The following is a 15,023-nucleotide window of genomic DNA, read 5'->3' as shown; positions in this document are numbered from 1 at the left end:
TGTATGCCGCTAACAAAAAAGCCTCCCGAATGGAAGGCTGAAAATATTTAATATTGTTCCATCAATTACTTCTTCTTTCCTATCGCGTATTGAATACCACCCCATAAATGCTGCTGGAACAAAGGGTCGGCATAGGATTCCTCTGTATGTCCTAACGCAGTATAAAATGCACGGCCGCCATCATAGTTGTGATACCAGGCCATGGGGTGATGGGCGCCATTGCTGCCGCCTTCATAAGAATTTTCATCAATGGAGATAAGTACATGCAGGTCAGTCTGGATATCCTTGAAATTATACCATTCATCGGTACGTTTCCAGGGATTGGGTAAATGGCTGGTGGCGATATGCTTCGGATCCCTGATGTTCAAAACAGCTTCCTGGATCTTGGGATGTTTTAAAAAATAAGCGCCTACCAGTTTGCCATACCAGGGCCATCCGTACTCGGTATCTGTTGCGGAATGCACGCCCACAAAACCGCCACCTCCCTTAATGTATTGCTCAAAAGCCGTCTGCTGTTCATCACCCAATACATTGCCGGTAGTATTTAAAAAGATCACGGCGGCATATTGCTTCAGGTTGCTGCTTACGAATTTCGTGGAATCGGTAGTGGTATCTACCGCAAACTTATATTTCACACCCAGCTCCTGGATGGTTTTCACCCCTATATCGATCGATTGATGATGGTAACCAGCTGTTTTTGAAAATACCAGCACCCTGTCTTTTGCCGGGGGATCGTCTTCTTTACAGGAAAGCGAGATGATAGCAGTCAGTATTAAAAGCAATTGGCAAACTAGGATCGTTTTCTTCATGATATGTTATTTTTTTACATGCTTGGTCTGTGCCCGAAAGATACCGAATTCCAGGATATGTATGGTAACTCACAAAGTCGGAAAACCGGACCAAAAGGTTGCCTCAGGTGTTCCCTTTAACGAAGTGTGCCACACTTTCAAAGTGTGGCACCTGTAGCACCAGCTTGCAGCATTTACCGCTTTGTTTGCGAACTGTAGGTGCTTTCAAATATTTTGTCGGCATTGCCGGCTTCAAACCCCTCGCGGCGGTGTTCGCGCGTTATCAGATCTTGGGGCAAATGCGCAAATTGCGGCAAAACCCGCCTTTCGGCAAACTCTACATAGGATCCGGAGATATTATGTACATCGCCGGCGGCAAAACGAGCATCGATCATTTCCGCAACGGTTGAACTTTGTAGCAGCCCGCCATCCGGACTGGTCTTTATCTTTCCGCCCGCATTGTTCAGGGTAAACCCATTGCGTTCCAGGAACTCGTTGAATTGGGCAATGGTATTGTAGCCCTCTTTGAGATTGTGTACGCTGATGGTAAAATGATTCAGGTAATACCGGTTATAAATTACCCAGGCTGCGTATTCGCTTTGTTTGCCCAGCGCTTCAAAGTCTTCCCAGGTGGGTAAGCGCCACAAACCGCTGTGCAGGAACTGGTCTACTGCTCTTGCATCATCCAGGTTCAGCTGTTCTACCGGGTCGGCAGTAACTTCATTCGTATAACTTGTAATGATTGCCTGCACTTCAGGTGACAGGTCCTTTACCCGCAGCTCACTGATGAAGATCCGCGGATACTGCGGCGCCGGCGGCGCATACCAGTAAGCATCCAGTTTCTTTTCGGGAAAATGGTAATAGTCCCTTTTCTGATATCCATAGTGTAAAAAGATCTTTTCCAGCGATTGGATGCCCAGGTGCGGCACGCCCATTGTTCGAAATGCAATATGGTCATTCTCAATGTCAGATGCCTGCTGGATGATATTTTCCTTTATCATGGCATTGACAATGCCCGACACATCGGGTACCCGCTCACGGTACCTGTGCATCAAACCTTCTAATACATTTTCAAGTATGGTTGACATATTTATTTATCCTCACCCGTTCAGGGGTTTATAGTTTATTGTTTATGGTTTGTTGTTCTTTAAATACAAGCCTCACGCTTCATCGGTCCTCACTATACTTTCGGCAGCTGTTATTCACCATTGACCATTGACCATTCACCTTCTGACGATCATGGCTGTTTCGCGTAGAGGCTTCCGTTTTTCGTTCTCAGGAACTTCTCAAACGGAATTTCTTCCTGTTTGATGAATCCTTTTTGCGGCAATTCTTTATTGGCTACCATTTCCACTACAGCAGCTACGGAAGCGGCAGTGGTCCAGGAAATGGCCCGCCATTCCTGGCCATTGATGGTAATGGGATGATAGGCTTGATAAAATTCTTCCCGGGCCAGTTCCTGCCCTTTCCAGCCTTCGACCACCGCATATACATAAACGACGTCTTCCCTTACCGGCGGTTTGGCTTCTGTTAATATTTGTTCCGTTAAGGCGCGTTTGTCTTTCAGGATCAGCTCATATAACAAAAATCGCATGAGCCGGGCATGGCCGGGATAGCGGATGGTCTTGTAGTTCAGCGTATCTACTTTGCCTTCCAGGGTTTCGCACAAAGTGCCTAATCCACCGCTGGTGCTGAAAGCTTCGAACTCCTGCCCTTCTATATTGATCTGTTCTATGCCATCCAGGGATGGTACCATCTTGCGCATTCCATTGTGGATCACTTCTGCATCATTGATGTATTCATTGATCACTCCGGCGGGCGACCAGGTAAATGAATAAGCCAGCAACCCGTTGGGAAAACGCGGCAAGGCGCCCACGCGCAGCTCTACATCGCGTAATTTGGTAAAGCGATGGCAAAGATCGGCGCCCACAATACCAATAAAGCCGGGCGCCAGGCCGCACTGCGGCGCCATAACACCTTTTGAAGTTTCCGCCATTTTACGGATAGCGCTTGTCGTGGGCACATCTTCGGTAAGATCGAAATAATGAATGCCTACTTTATAAGCAGCTTCGGCTACGGGCAAATTCAGGTTATAGGGCAAACAGGATACCACGGCATCGTGTTTCGATAACAGCTCTTCGAGGAATTTCGCATCTTTTACATCTCCGGTAACTGTTTCAAATGGTACATCGGCAGGTTTGTTTTTATCAACACCGGTAACAGTAAATACATTATTCAGCAAAGTGGCCACCAGTGAACCCACTTTGCCCAGTCCGATAACGGCAATATGTTTCATAATTAATTTTGATTAACAATATGAATATAATAACCCTTCCGGTTTCCGCCAAGGACGGACAGGTAATTCAGGGTTTACAGTTGTAAGAAAATGGGATATGTACAAAAAACGTAAATGCTATGGCACATTGGCGCATGCGCTTCGCAGGAATGCCAGGTAGGAGTAAAATATTTTAACGTTATCGTTCACCATGCGAATGTAAGGCAAAACTGCCAAACGCCAAACGCGTAACGTTTTACCGCAAAAGCGGGCGTTTACAGATCGGCATACATTTTCTTCAAGCCCTTCTTGATATAATCAGGCAAATTTATCTGGGCTCCAATGCGTTTGAAAAAGCTTTTGTCGCTGGCTACGGTGAGCGCATCGAGCTGGATCGGGGTCAGTACCTCGGGGGTTATTTCCATAGCCGCTATTTTTTTAAAAGGCAGGCCATGTTTTGCCATGGGATCGAAATGGGGGCGAACCGCTTCGCCTTCATCTTCATTATGATCGAGCACCAATACCCATTCGGGTTCTGCATTGGCTTCAGGTCTTGCTTTAAGCGGCACCAGGAAACGGTTTCCAGCTTTGTCTAACATCCCCCTTAAAGGTAAAGAACCTGCGGCCAGTTTTTTGATATTGCGCAAGCCATCCCGCATCCGTTTGGTAGCTTCTGATAAGCTTAGCTCACCTACTACCGGATCCTGGGTCAGCTGTTGCAGATAAAACAGTTTTTGTTTTTTGGCAATGGTTTTGGCTTCTGTATGCCTGAGATCAAATGAGCGCATTAAGGCAGCATCACCATACCTGGGCGTTCCATTGATCACTACCAGGCTTATGCTTTTCTCTGATGCCTGCAGTATGTTTTTGTAAGGATCGTTGCCCTGGTTGTGTATGACCACCAGGTCGGCCCGTTTGCCTTTTTCAAGGGTACCCAGTTCTTTATCCCATTTTATGATGCGGGCGGCATTTTTGGTGGCCATGGCCAGCAATTCATAATCGGTGAACAGCTTACCATTTGCCTCGCTGTACAATTTGGCTACTTTCAATTCGCCCAACATATTCTTGCTGCCGCTGGGCGACCAGTCGCTGCCCAACGCAATGGTAATGCCGCTGGCCTTCGCGCTTTTAATATCGGCTGTTTGTCCATATAACAGCAGGTTACTGAAGGGCGACCATACCATGGAAGCTCCTTTTTGTTTCATGATGGCAAAATCCGGCGCTTGCAGCGCTACGCAATGTATGCCGGTGAGAGATGGTCCAATCGCCCATTCGTTCTCGCTGAACTGCAGGTTGGTGAAATGTTTGCGGGCCGATGCATTGGTACCTTCGCTCAGGTGCAGCAGCATGCAGCTGCTTTTTTGGATCTGCTTAAAAAACTTTTCTGCATCCCGGGCAACAATATCCGGAATATGCGCATCTACGTCGGGCAGTGTTGGATCGGCGGTCTCTTCTACATTACGTACGATACCGCGATAAAATTTTTTGATACCGGCATTGCTGAAGAGCATAATGCCCTGCGAAGTGGTTACTCCGCCGGCCAGGCATTTACATTCGACATAGCGGACAATGGCTTCAACATAACCCTTTGTTTTACCCAGCAGGTTCATGGGATAGCTGATGCGTTGTTTGTAGGGATCAATACCACTCCATTGGGCCCGGTTCTCGTATCTTTTGGGCACTTGCCACAGGGGCAGGCAATTATAACTGAGATGGTTGTGCAATTCAATAAAACCGGGGAAGATGGTGCCTTTGGTTTTGATCACCGGGTAACTGCGCAGCGCTTCGGGAACCGGTTTGCCATCGGGGATGATCGCTTCAATGCGGGCAGCGTTTACAAATAGGGTTCCTTTGATAATTTCATCCGGCGCAACCATCGTTACGATAATGCCCTGTAATGCGTAATGAGGGCTTTCCAGCGGGTCTATGACAGGTTTTTTGGGCATATCAACTGAATTTGGGGGCTTTCCATAACAAAGTGTGGCGGTCATCGGGAGAAGGCCTGCTTACACTGTTCATGCTCCGCTTTTTTCTGAAGAATGCATCGTTGCCGAACCAATCGGGCAAACCGAATGGCAGGTCGAGCCGTGGAATAGCGGCATAGTCATGTTCTGCAAATTTATTTCCGTACAGGGGCAAGGTGGTGGAAGCACCTTCATCGGGCGGAATGATCGCCCGCAAAGCCGTTACTACCCGGTTCCAGTCGGTAAGCATTTTTTTCTCGCCGGCCGCGCCACCTGAATGATAACTGGGATGATAGGTCTCAAACACCTGTACATCACCTTTATTGTCCCATAGCTGTACGGCTTTTTGGGCCACGGCGCCAAATGCCACGACCGCTTTCAGGGAGGGCTTCTTAAGCATATTGAACAGCTTATTGCGCCAGGCCGTCAGATCGGGTTGGCCGATGATCTTTAATCCCTGACTGAGATGACTGGGAAAGAGGGCAAATGCAAATCCATTCAAACAAACATAAGATTGCGTACAACCGATCTTATGCAGAAAGCCCTGTACGCGCTGGCCGGCATTGCCCACCAGGGTTCTGCCGGCAATACGTTCCGTAGGCCCGGGATCAGAAGCTACACATATAATTTTGGCGCTTCCATCGAGCCGGCCCCGATAGAACACCGGGCCCCAGTCGTACCAGAAATGCTCTTTAATGGCATCATGATCAGGCAGGGCGGCAAAATGTTTGGCAAATGCAGCGCCCGGCCCTTTGTCGAACTGGATCATCTTTCATTCAGTTTAATAAATCAGTGTATGGGTTGTTTCGAAGGCTGCGCTTTTTCGAATAAGGCAGCTGGCCACCGGAAAAACCGGTAACAATTCATTCTTTCCAGCGGGTACATGATGGTTAGTTCATCAACAGAGAAAGTCAGTTGGGTGGGAACTCAGTTGGCTAAGCTACTAAGTCCGGCATATTATAGCAACCGTATTTTTACTGATTTTTTATTTGAGCGGGCCCTTATTGATCATTTCCCTTGCTCTCAAACAGGCTGAACACTGCATTGTTCGTTGTAGGTGCGCCATTCGACGTTGCATACATAGCATACATACAACCTACAAAACCGCCGGCGGTGGCGGTGCTCAGGAAACTGGCGTCAACCCCTTCTTTTAACACCCGCCAGTTGTTGCTGCCTTTTTCTGCATAATAAAAAGCATAGGCGTTGCCGTTGGTCTGTATTCTTAGCTGCAGCGGCTGGTTAGTGCTGGTCTGGATCTTATAAACCTCCAGGAGTTTGGGCTGCCCGCCTTCTTTACCAGGCCCCTTGTATAATTGCACCACGGGCTGGTTATTGTCTATGGACTGGCAGAGAAAGTAATAATGCTGTTCATTCTGAAAGACCAGCAGTCCGGCTTTTTCCTGCGGACTGGCAGGGGTAAACGACAATGCGGTGGCGGCATATCCCCGCTGATGCGATTGCCTGAAACCAATGAATGCCGGATTTCCTTTATCAGCACAGGTCTCGGGCTTTAATTGAATGGTGAGTAAGCCCGAAATACTATTTATATGATACCAGGGGGCCTTTACGGTTCGCAGGAACTGGTACCGCTTGTTCAGTGTGGTATTTTTAAAATTATCAATAAAATGAAAATCACTGCTGAAAGGCAATGGGTCCTTGGCTGTAGCGCCGGTGATGGTTACTTTATTAGGGACTGTTTCATTGGGGGCGAGGATCACCGGCCAATCCTCTTTCCATTTCACCGGCGCCATGAAAGTTTCGCGGCCGGTATTGTAATGCCCGCCTGCATAAGGGCGGCAGCCGAGGAAAACGGCATACCAGCTGCCATCAGGAGCCGTAACCAGGTCGGCATGACCGGTAGAGGTGACCGCCTTTTTTCTGTTCACATCCAAAGTTCGTTGGGTAAGAATCGGATTGCCTTTATAAGGCTCATAGGGACCTTCTATCTTTTTACTGCGGAAAACGACAGCGGAATGGTTGAAGCCGGTTCCTCCCTCCGCACACAACAGGTAATACATCTTGTTGTATTTGTAAATATGGGGACCTTCTATCCATACCGGCTTTTGAGTGATGTCTGTGCCGCCATTTACCAATAGGATCTCTTCACCTTTCGTTTGCAGGGTAGCCAGATCGAGCTCATACATTCTGATGGTCCTGTGGCCGTCATATTGCGGTTTATCATCCGGGGCAACGCTGTTGTAAACGATATAAGCTTTACCGTTATCGTCGAAGAAAGGCGAAGGGTCGATGCCATTCACCCTGGGCAGGTACACCGGGTTGCTCCAGGGGCCTTTGGGATTTTTAGCCGTGATAATGAAGTTGCCTCCTTTATCGATGTGGGTGCAGGTAATATAATAAGTGCCTTTATGAAAGCGGATGGCAGGCGCAAACAAGCCACGTGATACGCCGGCCCCCTCGAGGTCCAGCTGTTCGGGCCGGTCCATGGCAAAACCGATCTGTTCCCAGTTGGCAAGGTCTTTACTGTGAAATATGGGCAGACCTGGGTAATAGGCAAATGTAGAATTGACCATATAATAATCGTTGCCCACCTTGCAAATGGAAGGATCGGGATAGAAGCCGGCTAAAATGGGATTGGAGACCCGGGCGGTTTGGGCAAAGCTGCATACATTAACAATCATGAGGCAGGCGATCGTTTGCAGGAATATTCTTTTTATCATGGGCAAGTTCTGTAAGGTTGTAAACCAAATTTACAAAACAAGTTCTAAGCAATTGAAAGAATCAGCAATTTTAGCGGTTCAGAGATCATGAGATCTATTTTTCACCAACCAGCCTTTACAGATCATTCGCTTTTCTATTCTTCAATCGTTTGAAACAGCTGCCTTCCACGTCAGGAAATTCCGCCAGCATCGGTTGCAGGCGGTTCCAATTGGTCAGTATTTTGCTGCTGTCGTCCCTGCTCAAACTGAACAAGATGTCGCCCGGATTAAAATGGGTAGTACCATCGAGGTATTTGTAGTAAACGACATCCACTTTCGAAGAATCCCCTGAAAGCGTTGTCAATATTTTCATATAATTCGTAAGACCGGTTATCTCTAACATACCCCAGCAGGTATCCCGTTGCTGTGATACAGACAACTCCCATTCCATGATCTTATTAATGCCGGTAGCCGTAGGCACGGGAGCTTCATAAAAAGCATAATCACCCACCCAGTTGGTACAATGGATAAATGAATTGCTCTTTGAGCAGGAATAGAAAATGGACGATAACAAAGATGCAGATACAACTATGAGCAGCGATCTTTTCATAGATAAGATAAGTTTATAATTGCCGGTTGCCGCTTTGCGGTTACCGGTATTTTATGCGGGATCCACTATTGCTTTTATACTACGCCTGTCTTGAAACTTCCCATTTTCCTGCCTGTTTTCCGGGGTTTAGCGCGTTCTGCTTTAAGCAGATAAGAGGTTATTGATAAAAGTGCAACCAGTAATATTACGATGGTTAGGGGCAGGGTTACAAATGCTGATAAATGACAATGGGAGCATTGTATTGTTATGCGCAGCAATTTCAATATTTATCTGTTACGGGCTATCGTTTTTTCGCCGTTGTGGAAAAAATGAAGGACCAACGGCCGGATATTTTCGATTTTCAAGAACCCCTGCCGTGGAAATGAAGCGAAATAAAAGGTTTAACCGTGTTACGGATGCAAACCGTGGCACGGTTGGTTTTTGACGCTGTTTCGCTGTACCGTTTAAACGATATTTCTGCCAGAAGGTCGGTTGTCTGAGGCGAACGAATTTGTAGACATAATTTTTGGCAGGCATAAGAAAGCCTGGGGATAAAAAAATCCTGTCCGGCCCGGGTGATCAGCGGGTTTGCCTGGCTGTTGGCACCGTTCAAACCCTATCTTTGTAAGACCATGTCGCTGTTTATTGCATCGCTTAATTCCGGAAGTAATGGAAACTGTTATTATGTAGGCAACGACCAGGAAGCCATCCTGGTAGATGCCGGGATTTCCTGCCGCGAAACGGAACGGCGTATGAACCGCCTCGGTTTATCGATGCAAATGGTGAAAGCCATTTTTGTTTCCCACGAACATACCGATCATATCTGCGGCATTCCTGTGCTCGCAAAGAAATATAAATTGCCTGTTTACATTACCGACTCCACATTGTATCATGGCCGGTTAGAGCTGGAGAAAGAACAGGTGTTCAATTTTAAGGCCTATGAACCGGTTCGCATTGGCAGTCTTGCTGTTCAGGCCTTCCCTAAAAAACATGATGCCGCCGAGCCGCATAGTTTTATGGTAAATGGTAACAATGTGAACATCGGCGTCTTTACCGATATAGGTTCGCCCTGTGAAAACCTGATCATGCATTTCAAACATTGCCATGCTGCTTTCCTGGAAGCCAACTATGATGAAGAGATGTTGGAAAAAGGAACTTATCCCCGCCATTTGAAGAACCGCATCCGCGGTGGCCATGGCCATCTTTCGAACAAACAGGCGCTGGAAGTATTTACAAAACACCGGCCGGCACATATGAGCCATCTGTTCCTTTCCCATTTGTCGAGAGATAATAATTCGCCCCAGCTGGTGCAACAGCTGTTTAACGAATATGCCGGCAATACACAGATCATTGTAGCGTCCCGCTTTGAGGAAACAGCCGTTTACCAGGTGAGATCAAATGATCAGGCATTGCCCTTTGAGCTGCCTCAAAAAGCAACTATTGCTGTACGAACAGCGCCAACATATACACAATTGCGTTTATGGTGATCTGGGCGCTGGCCACCCTTAAATTTGGGTAAATACCGGCATTTTTTTGCTTGTGCAGCCGCTTCCCGCCTTTGTTTTTTTCGCAAAACCGGCAGAACAGACATAACTCAATTTTATTTATATAATTCTATGAGTTGTAGAATGTTAAGGAAATTATAAAAGAAAAAGGACTGGCATAGCGTTTTTAGCAATAAGAGCAACAAACTGTAGTTTTGCGACAGGAAATCTGATGAAAAAATTTCTGGTGACCATATTGGCCCTCGTTTACCTGACAAGCACTTTCGGTGCTACGTTGCGGCTGGATTGTTGCCTGGAAAAACTGGTTTCTATAGGACTGGGCGCCACGTCCCAGGACAATACATCACACGAGGAAAAAGGTAATTGCAACGACGACGATCACAAGAAGGCCAAGCTGGGACATGATCAAAAACGGAATGATGCCAAGATCAGGGTTGCCAAATTTGTACCGGCGTCACTGAATACCTCTTATCCTGATTACGCATTTGTTCCGGTTTCTGCTTTACCGGAAGTTTATCCAGTAAACAATGCGCCGCCGCATGAGGCGAATATTCCATTGTTTATTTTGCATTGCGTACACCGGCTCTGATCGATCCTTCTGCCCCGTTATTACTTCAGGGGCTCATTGCTCTACAAACTTTACAGCAAGCTATAATTTACCTGGCGGCCATTGAGCTGTGCAGCGGCTTTAATCAATAGTACAATCACCAATAAATCGTAAGACCATGAGAAGGATTTTTATGGCATTATCGTTTACAGTAGCCACCGGAATGGTAGCAAATGCCCAGAGCGGAGTTTATCGTACACTGGATGATTTTGAAAATAACAAGTTAACGTATGCTACGAATGATGAATCGAACGACAATAAATTACGGTTCAATGAATTTATTGCCAAACCTTTCATCATCGTAAAGCACAATGGCGAAAAGATCCATGTTTTCAAGGATGAGATCTATGCCTATAAGAACAAAAATAACATTATACGCACCTGGAACTTTACACCGTATTATTTTTTGGAGAAAGGACCTATTTGGATCTATTATAAAGATGTGTATGCATCACAACCAAAGGGAACGCAACGGGTAAGGAAATATTTCTATTCAACCTATGGCAAAGGCGAGATCCTGCCTTTGACCGTAACGAATCTGAAGAGATCATTTCCGGATAATGACCTGTTCCATATTTACCTGGATATGCAGTTCCGCAATGACAATGAGTTGGCGCATTATGACCATTTCGCCAATAAATACAAGGTGAATCATCTTTTAGAGAAAACCAATACGGGGTTATCTAAGAGATAGTGAGTGGGGAAAATGAAAAACCAGAGATAGATTGTGCACATTTCAGGGTACAACACAAAAGCCCACAGCGTAAACCGCGGTGGGCTTTGTTTTTGGGGAAACGGCCAAAGAAACCACTTGTTCCTTTGGCCGTTATGGCTTGCATGAAACCTTACGCTTTTACTTCGGAAAATTCGGATCCATTTTTACTTCCATGATCTGCTGCGTATGCCTGTTGGTGTGAGCGGCCGTGAACAGGATTAGCTGATAACTGTCTACCATACCAATCGGCGTTTGCGTTATATGATCGCGCAGGCCATCATTGGTCGACTTCACATATTCCATCACTTTATCGCGGTTCTTTTTGAAAGATTCAAATGCTTCGTCGGTGTCTTTAAAAATAAGGTTTTCAGGCATCAGCTTGTCGGAGGTCTTCACTTTGGTGCTGCGGTCGCCGATCTTTTGTACCAGTTGTTCGTCGGTCACTGTTATTTCACTGCGTTTCTCGGGATTGGCAGGCATTTTTACGGTACCTTCCAAAGTTTGCCAGAACATTTCTTCACTGGCAGCCAGGTGCTTAACGCATTCTTCAATACTCCACCGGTCAGCGGCAGGTTTAAATTTCAGCTGGGCTTCCGACAGCCCCTTGATCTGCTCTTTGAGCGCCTTTTCTGTGTCCTTTAATTGTTTGGTGGCGTAGTTCCTTTCTTTTTTTGAAATGGGATCAACTACCAGGAAGGAAAGCATCAATACGGCGGATGCCAGGAAAAACATTTTTTTCATATGCAATTGCTTTTTGGTGGTGAACAATACAGGGTACTGTTTATATAGAGCGGGATGATCGTAGCGGGTGCTAAATTAAGAAATATTATAATAAGTTCAACATGATCATAATCACCCCTATACGTTCGCCCTTTTGTCTGATATTAACTAATTCATATCGGCAATTAGCCAATTGGTATAACTGTAACAGGCTACTGACAATGAAAAAACAAGCAAGCTTAGTCTGCCAAATTCCGTTATATACATTTTCACACGGGCTAATTAGTTATATTTGTATAGACCCAGCCATATGAACTACAAGGTTGTTGACGATGCGATACTTTTGAAATTACTCAAAGCCGGTGATGGATCTGCTTTGGAAGAGATCTATGCGCGTTACAGTGAAATGGTCTTCCTGGCAGCCCTGAAGAAAGTGCGGTCTAAAGCCATTGCCGAAGAACTGGTGCAAAATCTTTTCATCAGCTTATGGGTAAAACGCGAGACCGCCCAGATCCAGCACCTGCCATCTTACCTGCAATCTGCCGTTCGCTACCAGGTCATTGATTATATCCGTTCCCAGCTTATCCGGGAAAAATATTACCAGTCAGCCAGGGATCAGCTAACCGGGCATGAAAATTCTTCAGAGTCCAGATTGTTGCTACATGAATTATCCATTGCCATTGACAATACCATTAAGAAACTACCCCATAAAACGCAGGAGATCTTCCGCCTGAGCCGGTATGAGAAGCGCTCTACCAAAGAGATCGCGCAATATATGAACCTGTCGGAAAAAGCGGTGGAATATCATGTAACACAATCACTGAAATTTATGCGGCTGCACCTGAAAGATTTTATTATTGTGGAATTATTCCTGTTAAGTCTGTATTGACCATCAAAACCTGCCTAAACCTTCTGCTATGAAATTCAATTATACATGGACTGCTGCCTGGTTAATTATGTCAGTGGCTGCTGGTTTGCCAGCCTGTTCATCCAACAGCATTGCCTATCCCTCGCCGGCGCCAGATAGCACAGCCCAGGTCTTTCTGCCGGGTATTGTATCGACAGATACGCTTGATTTCAACGCTGCCTTTACGACAGATGGCAAAACCTTTCTGTTCTCCCGGTCTCAAAACCGGAAGTATATGATCTATGAGTCCATTTGGCGGGAAGATAAATGGCAGCCCGAAACCATCAGCCCGCTTTTCGATACCCTGTACTCCAATACCGACCCTTTCGTCGCGGCCGACAGTGCTATCTATTTTATCTCGAACCGGCCTAAAGACAACAATGATACTACCAAAGACTATGATATTTACCGCATGGCCAAAGTCGCGAATGGTTATGCGACGCCGGAACGGCTTACGGCGGTCAATAGCGACAGCACCGAATATTACGTCTCGGTATCCCGTGCAGGTAATATTTTCTTTTCTTCCTACCGCGATGGCAACCTGGACCTGTATATGAGTAAAAAGACAGGCAATGGGTATGCAGTGCCTGTTCATCTGGGGAAAGCTTTGAATACCACTTTCGATGAACATGATCCCCTGATAGCGCCTGATGAATCGTACATTGTCTTTGCATCGGACCGGCCGGGTGGGCTGGGCCAGGCTGATCTGTATATCTCCCATAACCGCAACGGTCAATGGCAAACACCTACACCATTAGGCCACGGCATTAATACCAGGACCTATGAGTACTGCCCTAATCTCTCTCCGGATGGGAAATACTTCTTTTTCAGCAGTGAGTTTAATGTGAAGTGGATATCCAGTGATGTGTTGAATTAATGAGAATTGTAGAAAACATGCCTGCAATCAACAGAAAAGTCGCCGGTTGCCGGTTCCCGGTTACCGGGATCAAAATCAGCCTGCCGACTGCAGGTAGAGTGATCGACATTCAAGGCCCGGCAACTGGTAACTGGAAACTGGTAACCGTTAAATGAATTTTCACTGAAACAAATAACGTTATACGGTTAAGTTTTCAACCTACTCCCAATAAATTTTCCTTCCCCTTTAGGGAAGCGCCCTTCTTAACCGACTAATCTATACCTCTGCCTGCAGAGACAAACAAAACTACATGAATCGAAAGGCCTTTTATCATTTGCTGAAACGGTATGTAGAGAATGATTGCACTGAGGAAGAACGGAAACTGGTTGAACAATGGTACGACTTACTGGGTGATGAGGAAGGCATTGATCCCTCCCTGCCTCCGGAGGAAATAAAGGAGTCGCTGGAGCGCCTTTGGCCGAAAGTACAACAGCAAACGCTGCTTACCGGAAGCCCACCCTTACCACGCAAAACAGCTATCGTGCCTTTATGGTTACGCTGGTTGAGTGCCGCTGTTATCAGCGGGGCCGTTATAGCAGCGGCCTGGTGGTACCTGGTCAATAACAGCAAGTCGGCCATCGAAGACCATCATTCGCGGTTGGCGTATTTGCACCGGATAAAGAACGATGGTTTAACCAACGATACTGTTCATTTGCCCGATGGATCGATGGTGATCCTGGAACCAAAGGCGCTTGTACAGTTCAGTGATTCATTAGCCGGTGCTAAACGGGAGGTGTACCTGGAAGGGAATGCATTTTTTAAAGTGACGCGGAACCCGAGATCGCCGTTCTATGTGTACAGCAAAAATATTGTTACGCAGGTGCTGGGCACCAGCTTTTATGTAAAGACCCACCCAAATACAAAGAATATAGAAGTATCGGTTCAAACGGGTAAGGTAGCTGTTTATGAATACGGGCGGGAAACCGTATCGAACCGGCGGAATGATGAATCGGGCGGTGTGATATTAAAACCCAACCAGCGGGTAATATATAATGGTAGTGATCATCATTTCAGAACAACCCTGGTTGATATTCCACTACCGGTGATTAGCGGCGGAAATGCAGAAGAAAGAATAACGGAGTTGAACTTTGTTTTCGATGAAGCACCATTGGCAAGGGTATTGCATTATCTGGAACAGTCCTACCATATTGAGATGGTGATGGAAAATGAGAGCCTGGCGAAATGTTTATTTACAGGCGATATAAAAGGACAGGATCTCTTCGACCAACTGGAAATTATTTGCGAATCCATGCAAGCCTCTTACGAGGTTCGCGGCACACGAATTCTGATAAAGGGTTCCGGCTGTGATTGAAGGCAGCCAGGAACATTTGATAATTAATATTCATTATTACCCAACATCCAAAACGATTGTCGCATGAG

14 protein-coding genes are annotated in these 15,023 nt (G+C 46.3%); 6 read left to right on the top strand and 8 right to left on the bottom strand.

The window, feature by feature from the left end:
• Nucleotides 1-65: 65 nt before the first annotated feature.
• The 7 genes from JT717_RS08170 to JT717_RS08140 form a co-directional block, all read right to left on the bottom strand.
• Nucleotides 66-809, bottom strand: coding sequence for a ThuA domain-containing protein (locus JT717_RS08170; protein ID WP_205509708.1), 744 nt, complete (start codon nt 807-809; stop codon nt 66-68).
• 173 nt (nt 810-982) lie between these two features.
• The gene (locus JT717_RS08165) at nt 983-1,876 is read right to left on the bottom strand and encodes a DUF1338 domain-containing protein (RefSeq protein ID WP_205509707.1); all 894 of its coding nucleotides are present in this window, start codon (nt 1,874-1,876) and stop codon (nt 983-985) included.
• A gap of 149 nt (nt 1,877-2,025) precedes the next feature.
• The gene (locus JT717_RS08160) at nt 2,026-3,084 is read right to left on the bottom strand and encodes a saccharopine dehydrogenase family protein (protein ID WP_205509706.1); all 1,059 of its coding nucleotides are present in this window, start codon (nt 3,082-3,084) and stop codon (nt 2,026-2,028) included.
• A 254-nt stretch (nt 3,085-3,338) separates the two neighbouring features.
• On the bottom strand, nt 3,339-5,009 hold the full coding sequence (locus tag JT717_RS08155; RefSeq protein WP_205509705.1) for an amidohydrolase family protein: 1,671 nt from the start codon (nt 5,007-5,009) through the stop codon (nt 3,339-3,341).
• A gap of 1 nt (nt 5,010) precedes the next feature.
• The gene (locus JT717_RS08150; RefSeq protein WP_205509704.1) at nt 5,011-5,796 is read right to left on the bottom strand and encodes a uracil-DNA glycosylase family protein; all 786 of its coding nucleotides are present in this window, start codon (nt 5,794-5,796) and stop codon (nt 5,011-5,013) included.
• A 232-nt stretch (nt 5,797-6,028) separates the two neighbouring features.
• Entirely contained in the window at nt 6,029-7,705 is a 1,677-nt protein-coding gene (locus JT717_RS08145; RefSeq protein WP_205509703.1) for a glycoside hydrolase family 43 protein, read from the bottom strand.
• A 115-nt stretch (nt 7,706-7,820) separates the two neighbouring features.
• Nucleotides 7,821-8,294: a DUF5991 domain-containing protein gene (locus JT717_RS08140; RefSeq protein WP_205509702.1), complete on the bottom strand. Its 474-nt coding sequence runs from the start codon at nt 8,292-8,294 to the stop codon at nt 7,821-7,823.
• Nucleotides 8,295-8,905: 611 nt separating this feature from the next.
• Here JT717_RS08140 and JT717_RS08135 point away from each other — a divergent pair.
• From JT717_RS08135 to JT717_RS08125, 3 genes are all read left to right on the top strand, one after another.
• Nucleotides 8,906-9,760, top strand: coding sequence for an MBL fold metallo-hydrolase (locus JT717_RS08135; RefSeq protein ID WP_205509701.1), 855 nt, complete (start codon nt 8,906-8,908; stop codon nt 9,758-9,760).
• A gap of 229 nt (nt 9,761-9,989) precedes the next feature.
• Nucleotides 9,990-10,367: an HYC_CC_PP family protein gene (locus JT717_RS08130; protein WP_205509700.1), complete on the top strand. Its 378-nt coding sequence runs from the start codon at nt 9,990-9,992 to the stop codon at nt 10,365-10,367.
• Nucleotides 10,368-10,503: 136 nt separating this feature from the next.
• Nucleotides 10,504-11,079: a hypothetical protein gene (locus JT717_RS08125; protein ID WP_205509699.1), complete on the top strand. Its 576-nt coding sequence runs from the start codon at nt 10,504-10,506 to the stop codon at nt 11,077-11,079.
• Nucleotides 11,080-11,238: 159 nt separating this feature from the next.
• Here the strand turns inward: JT717_RS08125 and JT717_RS08120 are convergent, their stop codons facing one another.
• Nucleotides 11,239-11,841 carry a DinB family protein gene (locus tag JT717_RS08120; protein WP_205509698.1) on the bottom strand — a complete coding sequence of 201 codons (603 nt, stop codon included), beginning with the start codon at nt 11,839-11,841 and terminating at the stop codon, nt 11,239-11,241.
• Between the two features lie 289 nt (nt 11,842-12,130).
• Between JT717_RS08120 and JT717_RS08115 the strand changes: the two genes are divergently transcribed.
• From JT717_RS08115 to JT717_RS08105, 3 genes are all read left to right on the top strand, one after another.
• The gene (locus JT717_RS08115) at nt 12,131-12,709 is read left to right on the top strand and encodes an RNA polymerase sigma factor (protein ID WP_205509697.1); all 579 of its coding nucleotides are present in this window, start codon (nt 12,131-12,133) and stop codon (nt 12,707-12,709) included.
• 28 nt (nt 12,710-12,737) lie between these two features.
• Nucleotides 12,738-13,604, top strand: coding sequence for a TolB family protein (locus JT717_RS08110; RefSeq protein ID WP_205509696.1), 867 nt, complete (start codon nt 12,738-12,740; stop codon nt 13,602-13,604).
• A 289-nt stretch (nt 13,605-13,893) separates the two neighbouring features.
• Entirely contained in the window at nt 13,894-14,955 is a 1,062-nt protein-coding gene (locus JT717_RS08105; RefSeq protein ID WP_205509695.1) for a FecR family protein, read from the top strand.
• The last annotated feature ends 68 nt before the right edge of the window (nt 14,956-15,023 follow it).

Source organism: Longitalea arenae (genome assembly GCF_016924755.1).
Classification (GTDB): domain Bacteria; phylum Bacteroidota; class Bacteroidia; order Chitinophagales; family Chitinophagaceae; genus Niastella; species Niastella arenae.
The sequence above is the reverse complement of the archived record's forward strand: the minus strand, read 5'-3'. Positions and strand labels throughout refer to the sequence as shown.

Bases quoted from the DNA above. Each gene is read 5' to 3' on its own strand.
- JT717_RS08135 (WP_205509701.1), top strand. From the start codon at position 8,906: ATGTCGCTGTTTATTGCATCGCTTAATTCCGGAAGTAATGGAAACTGT.
- JT717_RS08145 (WP_205509703.1), bottom strand. From the start codon at position 7,705: ATGATAAAAAGAATATTCCTGCAAACGATCGCCTGCCTCATGATTGTT.
- JT717_RS08155 (WP_205509705.1), bottom strand. From the start codon at position 5,009: ATGCCCAAAAAACCTGTCATAGACCCGCTGGAAAGCCCTCATTACGCA.
- JT717_RS08125 (WP_205509699.1), top strand. From the start codon at position 10,504: ATGAGAAGGATTTTTATGGCATTATCGTTTACAGTAGCCACCGGAATG.
- JT717_RS08150 (WP_205509704.1), bottom strand. From the start codon at position 5,796: ATGATCCAGTTCGACAAAGGGCCGGGCGCTGCATTTGCCAAACATTTT.
- JT717_RS08170 (WP_205509708.1), bottom strand. From the start codon at position 809: ATGAAGAAAACGATCCTAGTTTGCCAATTGCTTTTAATACTGACTGCT.
- JT717_RS08165 (WP_205509707.1), bottom strand. From the start codon at position 1,876: ATGTCAACCATACTTGAAAATGTATTAGAAGGTTTGATGCACAGGTAC.
- JT717_RS08120 (WP_205509698.1), bottom strand. From the start codon at position 11,841: ATGAAAAAAATGTTTTTCCTGGCATCCGCCGTATTGATGCTTTCCTTC.
- JT717_RS08160 (WP_205509706.1), bottom strand. From the start codon at position 3,084: ATGAAACATATTGCCGTTATCGGACTGGGCAAAGTGGGTTCACTGGTG.
- JT717_RS08105 (WP_205509695.1), top strand. From the start codon at position 13,894: ATGAATCGAAAGGCCTTTTATCATTTGCTGAAACGGTATGTAGAGAAT.
- JT717_RS08110 (WP_205509696.1), top strand. From the start codon at position 12,738: ATGAAATTCAATTATACATGGACTGCTGCCTGGTTAATTATGTCAGTG.
- JT717_RS08140 (WP_205509702.1), bottom strand. From the start codon at position 8,294: ATGAAAAGATCGCTGCTCATAGTTGTATCTGCATCTTTGTTATCGTCC.
- JT717_RS08130 (WP_205509700.1), top strand. From the start codon at position 9,990: ATGAAAAAATTTCTGGTGACCATATTGGCCCTCGTTTACCTGACAAGC.
- JT717_RS08115 (WP_205509697.1), top strand. From the start codon at position 12,131: ATGAACTACAAGGTTGTTGACGATGCGATACTTTTGAAATTACTCAAA.